General features: G+C 43.2%; 14 protein-coding genes, 1 tRNA gene and 1 pseudogene. 4 read left to right on the top strand and 12 right to left on the bottom strand.

Annotated features, from left to right (window positions below; translation table 11 throughout):
• Together CFT61_RS17370 and CFT61_RS14680 are read left to right on the top strand one after the other, a co-directional pair.
• Positions 1–121 (top strand): annotated as a pseudogene (locus CFT61_RS17370) (helix-turn-helix domain-containing protein); the annotation flags it as partial.
• An 82-nt stretch (positions 122–203) separates the two neighbouring features.
• Positions 204–512 (top strand): helix-turn-helix domain-containing protein, encoded by a 309-nt coding sequence (locus CFT61_RS14680; protein ID WP_089545144.1) that lies wholly within the window; start codon positions 204–206, stop codon positions 510–512.
• Between the two features lie 233 nt (positions 513–745).
• Here CFT61_RS14680 and CFT61_RS14675 read toward each other — a convergent pair whose 3' ends face one another.
• The 6 genes from CFT61_RS14675 to CFT61_RS14650 form a co-directional block, all read right to left on the bottom strand.
• Entirely contained in the window at positions 746–1,942 is a 1,197-nt protein-coding gene (locus tag CFT61_RS14675) for a site-specific integrase (RefSeq protein ID WP_089545143.1), read from the bottom strand.
• A gap of 63 nt (positions 1,943–2,005) precedes the next feature.
• Positions 2,006–3,238: a site-specific integrase gene (locus CFT61_RS14670; protein ID WP_089545142.1), complete on the bottom strand. Its 1,233-nt coding sequence runs from the start codon at positions 3,236–3,238 to the stop codon at positions 2,006–2,008.
• A 388-nt stretch (positions 3,239–3,626) separates the two neighbouring features.
• A complete protein-coding gene (locus CFT61_RS14665; protein WP_089545141.1) occupies positions 3,627–4,523 on the bottom strand; it encodes a hypothetical protein in 897 nt (298 codons plus the stop codon).
• Positions 4,524–4,629: 106 nt separating this feature from the next.
• Positions 4,630–5,463 (bottom strand): CPBP family intramembrane glutamic endopeptidase, encoded by an 834-nt coding sequence (locus CFT61_RS14660; RefSeq protein WP_089545140.1) that lies wholly within the window; start codon positions 5,461–5,463, stop codon positions 4,630–4,632.
• Positions 5,464–5,514: 51 nt separating this feature from the next.
• On the bottom strand, positions 5,515–6,453 hold the full coding sequence (locus CFT61_RS14655; protein ID WP_089545139.1) for a bifunctional riboflavin kinase/FAD synthetase: 939 nt from the start codon (positions 6,451–6,453) through the stop codon (positions 5,515–5,517).
• A 65-nt stretch (positions 6,454–6,518) separates the two neighbouring features.
• On the bottom strand, positions 6,519–9,158 hold the full coding sequence (locus tag CFT61_RS14650) for a calcium-translocating P-type ATPase, PMCA-type (protein ID WP_089545138.1): 2,640 nt from the start codon (positions 9,156–9,158) through the stop codon (positions 6,519–6,521).
• Positions 9,159–9,333: 175 nt separating this feature from the next.
• Between CFT61_RS14650 and CFT61_RS14645 the strand changes: the two genes are divergently transcribed.
• Both CFT61_RS14645 and CFT61_RS14640 read left to right on the top strand, forming a co-directional pair.
• Positions 9,334–9,407 (top strand) — tRNA-Ile (locus CFT61_RS14645).
• Positions 9,408–9,636: 229 nt separating this feature from the next.
• On the top strand, positions 9,637–9,906 hold the full coding sequence (locus CFT61_RS14640; protein ID WP_089545137.1) for a hypothetical protein: 270 nt from the start codon (positions 9,637–9,639) through the stop codon (positions 9,904–9,906).
• Positions 9,907–10,283: 377 nt separating this feature from the next.
• On the opposite strand, the gene CFT61_RS14630 is transcribed toward CFT61_RS14640, so the two are convergent.
• The 6 genes from CFT61_RS14630 to CFT61_RS14605 form a co-directional block, all read right to left on the bottom strand.
• The gene (locus tag CFT61_RS14630) at positions 10,284–10,793 is read right to left on the bottom strand and encodes a hypothetical protein (protein ID WP_142990653.1); all 510 of its coding nucleotides are present in this window, start codon (positions 10,791–10,793) and stop codon (positions 10,284–10,286) included.
• Positions 10,794–10,964: 171 nt separating this feature from the next.
• Positions 10,965–11,309 carry a hypothetical protein gene (locus tag CFT61_RS14625; RefSeq protein WP_142990652.1) on the bottom strand — a complete coding sequence of 115 codons (345 nt, stop codon included), beginning with the start codon at positions 11,307–11,309 and terminating at the stop codon, positions 10,965–10,967.
• Between the two features lie 47 nt (positions 11,310–11,356).
• Positions 11,357–12,214, bottom strand: a complete 858-nt coding sequence (locus tag CFT61_RS14620; protein ID WP_089545133.1) for a DUF2971 domain-containing protein — start codon at positions 12,212–12,214, stop codon at positions 11,357–11,359.
• Between the two features lie 19 nt (positions 12,215–12,233).
• Entirely contained in the window at positions 12,234–13,226 is a 993-nt protein-coding gene (locus CFT61_RS14615; RefSeq protein WP_142990651.1) for an RES family NAD+ phosphorylase, read from the bottom strand.
• A 9-nt stretch (positions 13,227–13,235) separates the two neighbouring features.
• A complete protein-coding gene (locus CFT61_RS14610; protein ID WP_089545131.1) occupies positions 13,236–14,177 on the bottom strand; it encodes a sce7725 family protein in 942 nt (313 codons plus the stop codon).
• The gene (locus CFT61_RS14605) at positions 14,159–15,064 is read right to left on the bottom strand and encodes a sce7726 family protein (RefSeq protein WP_176425629.1); all 906 of its coding nucleotides are present in this window, start codon (positions 15,062–15,064) and stop codon (positions 14,159–14,161) included. Before CFT61_RS14605 ends, CFT61_RS14610 begins: the two co-directional genes overlap by 19 nt.
• Positions 15,065–15,232 lie beyond the last annotated feature (168 nt).

The raw sequence follows: 15,232 nt of genomic DNA, 5'->3' as shown, positions 1-15,232 counted from the left end.
AACTTTGGCTTATACGCAAATCAGCCACAAGACCTACTACAAGCCGGAGGACGTGATGGCTATCGTAGCAGTAGTGGAGGACAAGAAAAAGGACATGCGCTTTCGCAAGCGCACAGGTTAGGCTGTCAATATACAACAGCCACTTAATCCAAAGCAGCAAGTAAACCGAGTAACGTAAGTATCAACAATAAAACGAGACAACTATGAGCAATGAAGTAATGACAAGAAACAGCGAGTGGATGACCCACATCGTGAACCACCTCAACCGAATGGTTGACAATTTTGAACGTGCCGTGATGAACTACCGCCCCATGCTTGACGGTGAGCGCTTCATGACGGACAAGGAGCTTTGTGCCAGGCTGCAACTGAGCCGAAGAACCCTGCAGGACTACCGAAACAACGGTGTCATCCCGTATATCCAGCTTGGCGGAAAGATACTCTACCGCGAGTCCGACATTCAGAAGATTCTGATGGCTAACTATCGTGAGGCGTACCGAATGAAGGGCTTGTAGGAGAATGTCATTGATGAGTGTGTGAAAAGAACAAGGCGACAACGTATAACTTACCGAGTGTGGCTGTTATAGGTTGTCGCCTCGTTTTATTGGCGATACCGAGTTGGTCGTGTTTGCCGAGTGTTCTCCGTATGGTCTGTATAAAATCTAATACCATGCTAAAACACACTGCGGAGGTTCGCCCAAGTGGCTGGAGGCGCAAAGCCTCCAAGGAACGTTGCTTTATGGCAGGTCTATGCCATTGGATTTTTGTTCCTTTCTCGCTTGGCAATAAGCTTATTCATGTCATTTGAAATCTTCTGCTCCGTCACCTGCGCATAGACCTGTGTGCTTGTGATGTCTGCGTGTCCCATCATCTTGGCTATGCTGCCGATGGGAATGTCCTCGTTGAGCATCAAGACTCCGAATGTATGGCGGCTGGCGTGGAATCCCAACTTATTACTTATGCCAAGCACCATTCCAAGGGTATGCACATCAAGATAGATGTCTTTCTTCTCACCCAGTGGAAAAACAGGCTTGCTGTCGTCCGTGGTATTGTAGAGCGAAAGAATCTTCTCGGCTATCGGATGGAGCGGCACGAAGAACTCCACGCCTGTCTTCTCTCTTTCCTTGCGGATGAACTTCCTACCCTCGGAGTTCTCACTGATATGGTGAGGGTACAGTTTCTTTACATCTATATAGGATAAGGAGGTGAGCGAGGCAAAAATGAAACATCTGCGTGCAAGCTCCGTTCGCTCGTCAGCCATCGGAGTAGAGAGCATCTTGATGAAGTCTGCCTTGCTGATATGGGTCATCTTCGGGGCTGCCTTCTTCTCATACCCTATCTTGGCTATGGGATTGAAGCGGATAATGCTCCTGTCCACTGCCTTGTACATCAACATGTTCAGCCAGAGAAGGCAATGGTTCACGTAGCTGTCGATGCGTCCCTGGTCTCGTTTCAGGAATAGTTTGTATTCCTCCCCGAAATTCTCGTCTATGTCCTCAAAGGCGATGTCGTCCTTATCCAACAAATGGACAAAGGCTCTCAGGTTCTTCTGCCATGTCCGCTTGTGCAGAAAGGTCTGTCTGGCTTTTGCGGTTCGATACCATTCCACGATGGTATCACCAAAGCTCAGCAAGAACCTTCCTGTCGTGTCCTTGTCCTTCAACACAGCCTTCAGCATTTCCACGGTGATGATGCCATTGGCGGTAAGAAGTGAGTTGTATTTATCCTTGACCTCAGCAAGGAAACCTGCCAATCGTCCGCTGTCCCTTGCGTTCCGTACCTCTCCCTTCTTGGCATTCCACTCCTGTGGTGTACAGGATATGCCTGTGGAAATGGCTGCGCTTTTGCCGTCAACGGTGATGCGGCAAAGTATGTTGGCTGTTCCGTCTGCCTTCACCTTCTGTCTGTTGATGTAAGGCAAAATTGAAAATGTACTTCTGCTCATAGTTGTTGTCCTTATAATATAATAATGTAGTTGAACTGTAAAAAGAAAAGTTGAAAGCCTTGTTCATAATGCGAGAATAAAGTCCTTCTCGGTTGCAGCGATGAACTTGTCCATGTCCTCAAACAGCTTCTTTTGGGTCACTCTCGCATACCGCTGCGTCATCTTCACATCCTTGTGACCGAGCATCTTGCAGATGGGCTCCATCGGCACACCTGCCTCCAGCGTAATGAGGCTGGCGAACGAGTGTCGTCCCGAATGGTAGGAATAGGTCTTGCTCGTTTCCGCCAACTTGCAGATGGTGATAAGATCGATACGAACACGATTCGTGCTCAGCAATGGGAAAAGGGTATCTCTTGCCCCGTCCTCGTATTTCGCCATCAGCTCCAACGCCTCGGGCAGGAGTTTCACCCTGGCAAGTGTTCCGGTCTTCTTGCGGTTATAGATGAGCCATTTGTCGCCATCCTCCAACACCTTGACATTGGCTTTCGTGATGGAAACGGTGTCTATGAAGGCTGTTCCTGCATAGCAGGCGAAAAGAAACAGGTCACGGCTAACGGATAGTCTCGGCTTGTCTTCGGGTAGTTCCGCATCACGGATTTTTATGAAATCAGACATACTGAGAGCCTTGGGTGTCGTAACCTTTGGAGTGCCAACCCGATAATGGGCGAACAGCAGGTTCTTGCACAAGCCTCGCTCAAAGGCGATGCGGCACATCTTCTTGAAGAGCGACACATAGATGGTGATGGTTCCTGATGAAAAGCCTTTCTCGTCAAGCAAGTAATGGTGAAAGTCACTGATGAAAGGCTCGGTCAGCTGTCCGAAAGCCAAATCAGTCAACCTATACTTCTCCCCGATGAACTCAGCGAGATTCTTGCGAATCTTTCTGTAAGTCCAGACACTGCTCTTCGACATATCGATGCCCTCATGGGTGCTGAGTTCGCTGATATGCTCGTCCACGAAGGAGAGAAGGGTGGTCTGTGTCTTGACGCTGCCCTGCAAAGTCTCCTTGACATCCTTAGCCTCGAAGTCCGTTCTCTTTTCCACAAGCACATCGAAAGCCTTTTGGATGGAAAGCAACAACTGCTCGATGTCCTTGTTGGTCTCCACGGCTTCCTTGCTCTTGCCCTCCAATCGGCTGGCACGAGGATTCCAAAGCGATGGAGTGCAAGACAACTTGCAGGAGAACTGCGCCATAGTCCTGTTCACCGTGATGCGTCCCATGATGGGAGCTTTTCCGTTCTTGTCCATTCCGCTCTTTTTTAGGTAGAGCAACACCTTGAATTTTTCGATTTTCATAACGCTTACATTTTGAGTGTGCAAATATAATCATTTTGTAAGCGTTCCTTGATACGCAAAACATTGAGAATCAGCGCAATAAAATCCGTTGATGCACAAAGTTGCCTTTCCGCATTGTTACCTGCTTTGCATAGGTAACTGTGGCTCACGATTTAGTAACTGAACTACTTCAATATTCCTCACTCGCTTGCTTTATGCCGATTTGGCAACTTTGTGCAAATCTACTCATTCCCAACTGTTTACGTTCCAACCTCTCTTATTCTCCTTTGGCTGCTTTAGTGCTTTATGTTAATCAAGGTAACTCATAGTTTTCTTCCCCAAAACTCACCGTTTCTTGGGTCAGAAGTCATAAAAAAAATAACACGGACAAATTGAATTTGTCCGTGTTTTATTTTTCAACCGAAAATCGGATATAAGTTCTATCATCGAAGCTCTTATTGCCCTCAACAATGCCCTTGGTGGCGATAAAGGAATGGATGTTCTGAGGGTCGTTGGCAATCTGCTCTGCCAATGCCGCCTCGCTCGCTGCCAAGGTTGGCTCCAGGAACGGATAGCCATCGCTTGCCAATACAATCTCGGAGGAAGAGACAAAAATTGTACCTGATGCAGAAACGGAGTCAGAGCAAGGAACAGAATCTGATGCTGGGACAGAATCTGATATTGGAACAGAATCAGAAACAGAACAAGAATCTGAAACCGAGACAACCTTCACTCCCTCCCGATAGATAGGAAATCCATCGATAACCGTATAGGTCTGGTTCTGCCCGGAAAGCATCGCCTCGATCAATAATGGCTCTATCTGCTTTCTAGCCTCAGCAGGCGAAAGGCCCTGCTCTATCAGTTCTACCCTCTTTCTGGCAATCTCCTGCTCATAAGGCTTGCCGTTCTCATAAAGCTTTCCATCAATGATGGCCTGGCAATCGCCCACCATCCAGACTTCATTTCTTATCCGGCTATAAAGGATAGCCGAGGCGGTAAGCCGCTCTTCCGGATGCTCCTTCAACCGCTCTTCCACCCCTAGCTTTTCATACACTTTATTATATATATACGCCGTTACGCCCTGGCAGAAATCATCCACCGAGGCATCCGCTTTCAACTCCTCACGAATATACTCCGAGATAAGCATCATGGCATATCTTCCGTTCTTCATATCAGGATTGAGATGCTTCGGAGTCTTGCTCGTACTGCCATCAATCACTGCGATGAAATCATCGGTAACTACCATTCCATCCTCACAAGTCTCAGGGCTCTTCTTTCCTATGATACTGCTTTCTATAATCTTCATACAATCTACTTATATATCTGTTTATATATCTGAAAAAAGGCTACCCATTCAGGTAACCTTTTTACTAGTTTATCTATATTTAAAACTTTTGCTTTCTGAATATTCATTAAGCCTTTGCTTTCTTTAATCTGATAATCATCTGTATAAAACTTGGAATCATAATGCAGAGAGAGAAGCCTACGGCATAATATACAGTCTTCTCATCGCCATGGAAGAGGTCGATGAGCTTGCCGTCGCTCTGCGGCATGATGTTGGTAAGTACATACGCCATCGTATTGTTCACCCAGTGGAGCAGGATGCCCGGAACAAGACTGCCAGTGCGATAATACATCCATCCCAGAAGCAAGCCCATCAGGAGGGCATTGATAAACTGTGCCAGATTGGCATGAACCACTCCGAAGATGGCAGCAGAAATCATGATGGCAACCCAATGGTTCTTCTTGCTCATGATGCCCAGCAGGGTGCGGAGGATGGCTCCACGGAACACGACCTCCTCGGCAAGAGGCGCCAGGATGCCGACTGCTACATAGCCCCAAGGCTCCTTCATCATCGAGGTGATTATCTGCTGAGTATTCTCATCCATCTCAATGCCCAGCTGCTCATAGAGGAACGACAGGGGGATGATGGTTCCCAGGGAGAACAATGCCACCCAGAGAAGCGTGCCCCAAGGCTTGGAAAGCAGATAACTGCGGGTAAGCGGCGTCCACTTCGTCTTCAGGAAGATGATGAGGGTGATGACACTGCTGAACGCAGAAACAAGCGCCGCAAGAATGGCGTTACCGCCCGTACTTGCTGCCTGAAGCGTTGCCTGATAACCTTCGCCCTTGATGCCTGCCCAGATTCCTGCACCGGCATACATCATGATGATTTGTACTACTATAAATATAATAAGGTAGAGGACTACATCCGTCAAACCTCTCTTTAAATTAATCTTTGCCATTGCTTTTATAGTTTATAATTAACTGTTTTATAGTTAATAGCATTCTTGCTATCATTTCGCTTCCTTTTCGAAGAGATCCAGCACGGTCTGCTCATCCACCTTCAGTTGCGCCGCCAACTCCTCGGGACCGTCAAACTTCTGTTCGCCCCTTATTCGCTTCACGAAGCCTACCAGCAGGAGCTGGTCGTAGATGTCGCCATCAAAATTGAAGATATGCGTCTCCAGGGTTATCTGCTTACCATTGAAGGTAGGACGGTTGCCCACATTCATCATTCCCCGCTTCCATACCACCGAGTTCTCCAGTCTTACCTTTACGGCATAGACGCCAGGGGCAGGAATCATCTGTCCGAAGTGAGAGATATCGAGATTGGCAGTAGGGAAACCGAGCTTTCTGCCTTCATGGAATCCGTTCACCACCTTTCCGATGATGGTATAAGGGAAACCGAGGCACTGGGCTGCCATCTCCACTTCTCCCTCTTTCAGGAAAGAGCGGATTACGGAAGAAGAGATATTGATGCCGTCTATCTGGAAGGCTTCGTTCCTGATTACCTCAATGCCCATCTCCTTGCCATAGCGCACGTAATCCTCGAAAGTCTCCTCGCGGTTGTGACCGAAGCGATGGTCGTAGCCGATGAAGAGTTTCCTTACGTTGAGATGGTCGTGGAGCACCTGCTGCATAAACTCTCTTGCCGACATCGCAGCCATCGCCTTGTCGAAATGCAGCACCACGGCATTATCCACTTCCGTCTTCGAAAGCAGCAGCAGTTTGGAATCGAGCGTGCTCAGCATCTCAGGCTGATAATCCGCCTGCAATACCTTGCGAGGATGCGCATCGAAAGTGATGACGGTGGATTGCAAGCCATCCTTTCGTGCTGTCTCTACGAGATGATGAATCAGGAACTGATGTCCACGATGCACCCCGTCGAAGAAACCGATCGTTGCCACACAAGGCTGCAACTGAACGGTATCATTGTAATATATTGTATTCATTCTATCTTATATCATTTATATCTAAAGAAGAATCCTGAATTATATCTTAAGATGATATCGGTGGATTATCTTCTCTTTGCTATCATTCTCTTAAAAGCTCTCCACAGCTCGCCCACCCAGAGCACAACAGAGGTGGAACCGATGATGAGCAGCCACTCGTGGAGCGACAATGGTGTGGTGCGGAACATTTCGCCACCGAAGGTAACGATGATCCACTGACCCACCAATACCAGTACAAGCACCAGAATCATTCCCTTATCCTTCAGGAAATGGCGGAAGGCGGTGTGATGACTCATCAGCGCCTTGGCATTGAAGAGGTTCCAGAACTGAATCATCACGAAGGTGGTGAAGAACATGGTCAGTTCATGCACATCTACTCCACCCTTGCCTCTGCGCTCGCAGTAAACCAGCAGGGCAAACATCACGAGGAAGAAGACGATGCCGCAGAACAGGATTCCGAAACCGATGCTCTTGTTGATGATGAAATCGGATGCCTTGCGTGGTTTATCCTTCATCACCTCGTGAGATGGAGGCAATGAGGCAAGTGCCAGGGCTGCGAAGGTATCCATGATAAGGTTCACCCAGAGAATCTGGGTAACCGTCAAAGGCATCTCGGTTCCGATGACAGAGCCGCCAAGCACCAGCAGGAGGGCTGCCACGTTTACTACCAACTGGAAGAAGAGGAAACGCTGCAGGTTGCGATAGAGCGAGCGTCCCCACATTACGGCGTTGGCGATAGACTTGAAGGAATCATCGAGCAGGGTCATATCCGAAGCCTCCTTAGCCACGGAAGTTCCCGAACCCAGCGACAAGCCCACGTGGGCATAGTGAAGTGCCGGAGCATCGTTGGTACCGTCACCTGTTACGGCAACCACCTCGCCACGCTTCTGGAGCATGGCCACCAGTCGCTGCTTATCGGTAGGACGGGCACGGCTCATCACTCGGATATCCTTCGCCCGCTCGTAAGCCTCTTCGTCAGAAAGAGCCTCCCACTGTTCGCCCGTAATCATCTGCTGGTCGAGCGAAGTCAGAGAGCCATCAGCTCCGATATTCTCAGGTTCATCTTCGAAGACACCTATCTGCTTGCCTATCTCCAAGGCGGTGGCAGCCGTATCACCCGTAACCACTTTTACTTCGATACCCGCATGGCGGCACTCCTGCACGGCGGCAGGAACATCCGGACGGATAGGATCGGCAATGGCTGCAATGGCCTGCAACTGAAGGTCGTTGGCATCGAGAAGCGCTACCACTTCGGCAGTAGAGGTTCTGGAGGTTCTCATGATAGAAGTTTCTATCTTCTTATAGGCGAACGCCAGGGTTCTCATAGCCTTATGCTGCCACTCGTCGAGTTCTTCAGCTGTCTGTTTCTGCATTCTATCCTCGATGATGCATTTCTTCATCACGATTTCAGGCGCACCCTTCACGAAGAGATAGGTCTCGCCATCAACTTCTGCCAAGGTTGCCATCATCTTTCTTTCGGTAGAGAAAGGCAACTGCTTGAGCACGTTCACCTGCTTGCGGAGTTCTTCATAATCCTTGCCCTGGGCATCGAGCCAGAGCAGGAGAGCCGACTCGGTAGGATTTCCGATAGGTTTGCCGTCATTCAACTCGGCTGTAGAGTTGAGGGCGATGGCAGTATCGAGCAGCGCCTCATCGCCCTGCTTGAGTTCCAGGGCGCTCACCTGCATCTTGTTCTGGGTAAGCGTACCGGTTTTATCGGTACAGATCACGGTAACGGCACCCATGGTTTCGCAGGCATGGAGCTTGCGCACCAGATTGTTCGACTTCAGCATTCTTCGCATGTTGAGCGCCAGAGAAAGGGTAATCGCCATCGGCAATCCCTCAGGCACCGCCATCACAATCAGGGTAACAGCCATCATGAAGTATTTCAGCACGATTTCTGCCATATAGAAATAATCCTTGCCGCCCCATGCCGGGTTGGTGAGGATATCGTGAATCAGGAAGATGAAGAAGGCTGCCACAGATACCACAGAGCCTACCTTGGAAATCATCTTTGCCAACTTATCGAGCTGCATGTGAAGCGGTGTCTCCACCGAAGTCTGTTCGGTAGATTTCTTCGCCACCTTACCAATCTCGGTAGCATCGCCCACGGCAGTAACCACGAACTCGCCCCTACCATTCATCACCATGGTAGAACGGAGGATGACGTTGCGAGGATAGGCTCCATCGCCACCGCCTTCCAGAGATTTCTCGGTAACGGGTTCGCCCGTAAGGGTAGATTCATTCATCTGCAGGTCGTTGCAGACGATGAGTTCGCCATCGGCAGGCACCTCGTCGCCCACTTCCACGAGCACCACATCTCCCACCACCACATCGTGGCGCGGAATCTCCATCACCTTACCATTGCGGCGCACCTTTACCGGCTGCTCTTCGCTGAGCGCCGTAAGCAGATTAAACTTCTTAGCCGCATCGCGCTCAAAATAGAAGCCCACGGTAGTAGCAAGGAAAACTGCCACGAAGATACCGATGGTTTCCATGAAATTCTTTTCGATAAAAGCAAGGATGAGGGATACGAAAGCCGCCACAAGAAGTATCTGGATAATCGGGTCGCGATATTTATCCAAATACAATTTCCATAATGAGGTACGTTGAGGAGGGGTGAGCACGTTTTTGCCATGCTGTTCCCTACTCTGTTTTACTTGTTCGTCGGTAAGACCGATTCTTTTGTTTTTGTCTATGTCCATTTCTGAATAGAAATACTTTTCTTTTGTACGATTAATAAGTACATACGCACGTGTGCGCACATAATTTGGTGCAAAGATACGCTATTTTTCTGATTCAAGGAAAATTTTTAAGATTTTATTTGGTTATTTGCCTAAAATCTAGTATCTTTGCACTCGAATTTGATAAAAATTCAATGGACTTGTAGCTCAGTTGGTTAGAGCAACAGACTCATAATCTGGAGGTCCTAGGTTCAAGCCCTAGCTGGTCCACTTTGAAAATCAAGCAGTTAAGCAGAAATCGCTTAACTGCTTTTTTCGTATTTGGGGAAGAAAGATTCTTAAAAATCCCCAATTAACTCCCTTTTTAATATTATTTTTATCAAATTATCCATAAAAACAAAAATTTGGTTGCCAAAATGGTTGCCAAATCAAATAAAAACATTATCTTTGAACCGTAAACATTTAAGATTATATATAGATTATAAAAAAGATTTTATCGGTGCAGACAATCATACTAGCACCTTTCTTTATTGTGGCCTGCAGTAGTGACAGCAAAGAGGACACTATCCCAGAAGAGCCACAAATGACTTTAGCAGACTACCAAGGAGTATGGGAAGATATTCATAATGATACCGCTTTCATTTCAATTTCAGCAAACGGAGAGGTGCTCTACTATAAACAAAATGGTGTTATGGGGCGGGGAATTGGCATATTAGCAGATAATACAATCAGTATCACCAACGAATATACAGGTAGCAGAGACGAATAAAAAATAGAGCCAACAATAAATGGGCTTAAAGTGTATGGAAAAGTAGGAAGTAAAACTAATAAAGGGAACTATACACCTGTTTGGGAATTAAGAAAGACAGATGAAACTTTTGTAAACTCATTTGCTGGAGAGGTTTGGTCTTGGGGATGGACAAATATGTGTCCTTACTTTAAAGATGGATTGACCCAGAATAGATATATGTTTACAAGTAATAATGTTTGTACTTTATCGTACCATAACAATAAGCATGGCGACTATATAGGCGAGAGCTATTTTTATATACCACGCAAATATAAAAATACGACAAAATTCATGTTTGCTCACGCTTACACGGAAAACAGTGACAAGACAATTTTCTTGAAATATAATAAATAGCTTCACCCTCCGTGTTGCCAACAATAAATGCTACCCTTGGAGGCTCTTCTCTTACATCTTCTTCCCTTTTTTGTTCGTGCGGCGCATTGACCACTAAAAACAGAAGAAGAGCCTCCACTACTAGAAGACCCACTTGGCACATGCACTTTGGCTTGCTCTATTTTGAATGTGTCATTTTGTCCTGTCTTTTCGCTATACGCAACAAACAGACAAGACCTATCATTTCCTGTTTTATTTGAGTCAAGGGAAACATACATTTTTTCGTATTTCACATCAAAATCTGATACCCAATCACAATATTTAATAGGTTCGACATACAAATCGTTTTGTGTCTCGTAATCACAAGTGTAATGTACCCATGTTTTTCCTTCCCATGATGGCGCATACGTATCATCGACTATGAGGTAATGCCAATCAGGAGTTTCTCCAAAATCATATTTCTTACATCCCGTTATGGATATAAGAGCAAAAATCAATATAGGCAACACTTTCATATTTAATATATTATGCATACTGAACGAACAAATTATACCACATAGAGAAGAGCTTTATTCGGATTCATTGGAGCTTTGAGATATTTTTCAATCATTACAAGAGCCTTTTCTCAATAAAAAGGCTCTTGTAATGGGTTATAAAAATTAGAATGAATACAATTTTCATGTAGAAAAAGCATCTGTAAATGTTTAACTCTTTGATTTTTTCCTTGAGAAATCTTCTTTTAGTACTTCTTGTAGCATAATCATAGCTGGTAGCATAAAAATCATACCTAAAATTTCAAAAGTCCAAATACCTATAAATAGACCTAAAATAAGCCATCCCAGCAGAAATACATGAATAAATATTTTCCAACCTAGCCCAATTTCTTCATCACCAGTCGGTTTAGCATCATTAGAGATTTCTCCAACTTTATCTACCATCTTTTTTGCGCCATAAGCTGTACCTAAAACTCCACCAAGAATTAATCCAGACAAGAATTTCTTACCAAGCGATGAAGACGACTTATGAAACATGCTTCTTTTGTATCCCATAATATATATCATTTATATAAAACAAATCTTATTTCATATTCATAGACTTATCCACGATAAGGTATTGATGAACATTTTACTTCTGCACCAATTTGGTGACTATCAAGAAATGCTCGTAGTGTTTTTTGGGAAAGTACTTTATCCATAGAAGGACCTAACCAAACTGCCTTTAAACATATCTTTGGTAAAAACTCCTTTATATATGGTATCAACACCCCGTTTTTCACCCGAAATTCTTCTTGCCTTACAGTATCATAAAAGTATTTATTTCCTATCCCAACAATTCTTACTTCATTTTCATAATGAAAAGCAGGATTTTTTGTTACCCCAATAAACATCTGTGTTAAAATGGAAACTGCAAGAACTTTCTGATGCTGCGACAAGTGTTCAAAAGTATCATCAAAATGGAATTCAAACAGGTTAGCACAAACAGAGTTGTAGTAGTCTGTATTAAGATAAACACATGGCATTAATCTTGCTCCATATATTTTAAGCAGTTTTTGCACATCAAATTCTAGCATAACTCCACCACCATGACTACCATACATACTCCACATAGGCAAACTATCTTGCTCTTTTGAAAAGCTTACAGAATGGTTGTCGTCAGATAAAATCACAAAAGAATTAAAGACATCATCATTTAAAGCCTCCTGCAACACATTTAAAGCCGCTTGATTTTCTTCCTTATCGTTAAGATGAGACCATTTTGTTGCCCAAAGACAAATTTCCTTATTTGCTTCTGGGTTTGGTACAATGATACCATTAACTAAAGCATTCATATCTGTATAATAATAAACACTTTTAGTTTTCTGAAATTCGTTGAACTCTGTAAACACAGACGAAGCCCAACCAAATATATACTTTTCTATACTTTTATAGTTTGCCAAGATTTCAGCTGTATCCATATTCAAAAACACTATTATATTACAATGCAATTTCTACTTTTTTAATTTCCTTGCTCACAACAGATATACAGTCAGCCTTATTTGCATCAAAAAGGACTAGATTTATACCACCTTTATGCAAAGAACTCTCAAAACGAATTCCATCTATACCATTCAACTTGCAATATTCACAAATCAACTGAGTAGGAACATATTCCAGTTCTGTATCATATCGTCTCAATGGTTTTGACAGGTCATGGCTTATCGCCTGCAGCAACTTCTGTTTCACAATAACATCAGACAAAGTTTCTGTCGCATTTGAGAATGCAACATACAAGCTCAACTTTGATGTAAAATCAAGAATATTTAAATTTTCTTTTACTCTAAACTGAGCTACACTCAACCTATCTAGATACAAAGCTCTTACTTCATAATATGTAGTTTCTTCATCTTGACACAAATATAAATACGGAATTCCCATCGGATTTGCCCGTCCTGCCGTAGCCTTGTTATAAGGAGGACACGACATTTCTTTCGTTGACAGCTCTTTCACTCCAGAGGGTATCACCCTAGCCCTATAGAATATGCTTCCTTCTAATATTGAAGCATTAGATTCCATAAGATTCATTTCATCAAAAGCCAACAAATCAGCAAAGAAACGTCTTGATTCCCGAACTTGTTTTTTAACTACATTCCACACGTTCAACTTATCCTCCATCAATGCTGAGTAAGAAACTTTATCATCAACTGAATAGCCATAGTCTTTCAATGACAAAAAATAAGATAAAACTTTCGTGCCAATTCCTACTGAAGAGAAGATATCCCAATCCTGTTGAACTAAATCGGCAATTCCTGTTCCTGTTTCCGAAGGTTCGAACAAAGCCAACACTTCCTCGAAGAAATCAGAAAAGTATTCTATATCAAGCAATCGACCTTCTTGACCACAAACTTCACAGATTCCTTTGGTATCGGATTCATTACAAACCGCAGCTTGCATTTCCACATCAGCAAAACAATTCTTGCAAATTTTCATATTGACCAATTATTCCGTTATTAACCTATCAATAAGTTCTAAATGATTCTTTATTGATAATTTCTTGATATAGCCTAAGCCTGGATAACCTGCAGAATCAATTGCTTTATCCACCAATTCTATAACGGCTGCAGTCTCAGTATACCCTCCATTTTTATAAAAAGGATCTATCTTAATTGCTGCCTCACGGAATTTTCCACGAATATTCGATTGGTCTAAGTTACTATCAGACACAAAATGATGAACATAAACCTCCTCATCTGATTTTTTGTAGGTCAAATGAATAGCAATTGCATACGGCAACATTCCTCCCTCGACAAAGTTCTTGGGAAGTGCGGTATAATCCGCAAAACCATAAAACCCATTGTCTTTATAATATAAGAAATCATCACTAAAGAACTCATCATCATTACTTGCATAATCAGCATTCTTATTCTGCGAGTTAAAATGGTCTTCCAACGAAATAACATTTTTGCCCAAGGCTCTCAGTTTAGCTATAGCAGAATTAGAAGAGTTACCGTTAACAACATACCGGACTCTTTCGTTTGACAAGAAATCCATTATATTATTATCATGGACATTAGTACCTTCTGGGAAAACAACCATCAATTTAGTCAGGTTATACTTCTCTGCATAAGCAAGCAATATATCTGCATTATTCTTGTAAAAATATGCAGGTATCCAATGTTCTCTATCTTCTTGTAAGCATTTTAGTTTAGGCAGCATATAATTGTCTGCATTTCTCTTGAAATCTCCATCTTTCGGATTCAAGATAAGAGCAAAGCGCATACCATTTTTTATCATAGTTTCCAATGCAGAATTCAAACCATTAACCTGATTTTTCACTGGTTCTATGATAGGAACAATCTTAGCATTATTAGGGCTCATCTGAGAAAAGTCTTTCAATGCCAACAACTCATATTGTTTACCTCTTAAATATGGGAAATACATAACTTCAACTGCGATTTTATAGGATTATTTAAATATGTTTGCAGAATATCTATCTGCCCTTTAGAAAGTCCTAGCTGGAGGTACATTTGTCGTAACTCACGAGGAGCCTTTTTCAAAAGACACATATTATTCTTTCTCTTCTCTATTTCTTTCAAGAAATATTGATGTAACTTGTCTGGTGGCATATCATACAGTTTTTCCTCACATGCCTCATACATTTCATAATAAGGCACATCAGGAAGTTTACCAAATTCTTCAATGACCATATTCTCATATTCTTTGGTACGTAGACACTTCATCATCATACCCGCATCTATATTCTTGTTTTCAACAGCAGGTCTTGCTTCATCCAGTTCCAAGACACCACCACTTTCTCTCATAAGGACTATTCCTATATAAGGAGGAATGTCCTTTTCGTAAGTTTCTAGCATATTTGCTGGTATAACAACATAACATAGCTGAAACACACGAGTGTAATCAACCAGCTGTCCTATTAACCTACGAGTTGTATCATACTCCGTCTTTATCTCAAAAGCCCTACTGTTTCCATTAAACATTGCTAAATCAACTATGGACTTTTGCATTCTAAACTCATTGAAAATGACGGTATTAGAATGGGCATATTTTTTTATCAATAGTTCAATAAGCTCATTCTTATAAACATATTCACACCTATAATTGATACTAATCTGACGATATAGATACTTTAAGTATGAAAAATAAGTTTTTTCTTTCTTTCTCTTACCATCATATCTGTCATGAATTGCATCAAGTCGAGAACAATCTCCATATTTGATAATGTCAGTAAACAGGGAACGACTGAATGCGGAAGAATAACTCCGCATTCTATCCATGATATTATATGTCTGTACGTCCTGTTTCATCATTTTCATTATTTATATGGCAAAGATACTATTTAATTTTTATTTCTCCATGTTTTATCGCATAATTTATGTTTTTTTCAACTTATTCTGCATATAATAGCTAGGAACTCTTTCATTTCCAACTTTAACACTCTTTATTTCTTCTAGAGCGCCATTTCCGAATTACTTGGA

Source organism: Segatella copri (genome assembly GCF_002224675.1).
Taxonomy (GTDB): Bacteria; Bacteroidota; Bacteroidia; order Bacteroidales; family Bacteroidaceae; genus Prevotella; species Prevotella copri_U.
The sequence above is the reverse complement of the archived record's forward strand: the minus strand, read 5'-3'. Positions and strand labels throughout refer to the sequence as shown.

Bases quoted from the DNA above. Each gene is read 5' to 3' on its own strand.
- CFT61_RS14680 (WP_089545144.1), top strand. From the start codon at position 204: ATGAGCAATGAAGTAATGACAAGAAACAGCGAGTGGATGACCCACATC.
- CFT61_RS14675 (WP_089545143.1), bottom strand. From the start codon at position 1,942: ATGAGCAGAAGTACATTTTCAATTTTGCCTTACATCAACAGACAGAAG.
- CFT61_RS14670 (WP_089545142.1), bottom strand. From the start codon at position 3,238: ATGAAAATCGAAAAATTCAAGGTGTTGCTCTACCTAAAAAAGAGCGGA.
- CFT61_RS14665 (WP_089545141.1), bottom strand. From the start codon at position 4,523: ATGAAGATTATAGAAAGCAGTATCATAGGAAAGAAGAGCCCTGAGACT.
- CFT61_RS14660 (WP_089545140.1), bottom strand. From the start codon at position 5,463: ATGGCAAAGATTAATTTAAAGAGAGGTTTGACGGATGTAGTCCTCTAC.
- CFT61_RS14655 (WP_089545139.1), bottom strand. From the start codon at position 6,453: ATGAATACAATATATTACAATGATACCGTTCAGTTGCAGCCTTGTGTG.
- CFT61_RS14650 (WP_089545138.1), bottom strand. From the start codon at position 9,158: ATGGACATAGACAAAAACAAAAGAATCGGTCTTACCGACGAACAAGTA.
- CFT61_RS14630 (WP_142990653.1), bottom strand. From the start codon at position 10,793: ATGCATAATATATTAAATATGAAAGTGTTGCCTATATTGATTTTTGCT.
- CFT61_RS14625 (WP_142990652.1), bottom strand. From the start codon at position 11,309: ATGGGATACAAAAGAAGCATGTTTCATAAGTCGTCTTCATCGCTTGGT.
- CFT61_RS14620 (WP_089545133.1), bottom strand. From the start codon at position 12,214: ATGGATACAGCTGAAATCTTGGCAAACTATAAAAGTATAGAAAAGTAT.
- CFT61_RS14615 (WP_142990651.1), bottom strand. From the start codon at position 13,226: ATGAAAATTTGCAAGAATTGTTTTGCTGATGTGGAAATGCAAGCTGCG.
- CFT61_RS14610 (WP_089545131.1), bottom strand. From the start codon at position 14,177: ATGTATTTCCCATATTTAAGAGGTAAACAATATGAGTTGTTGGCATTG.
- CFT61_RS14605 (WP_176425629.1), bottom strand. From the start codon at position 15,064: ATGATGAAACAGGACGTACAGACATATAATATCATGGATAGAATGCGG.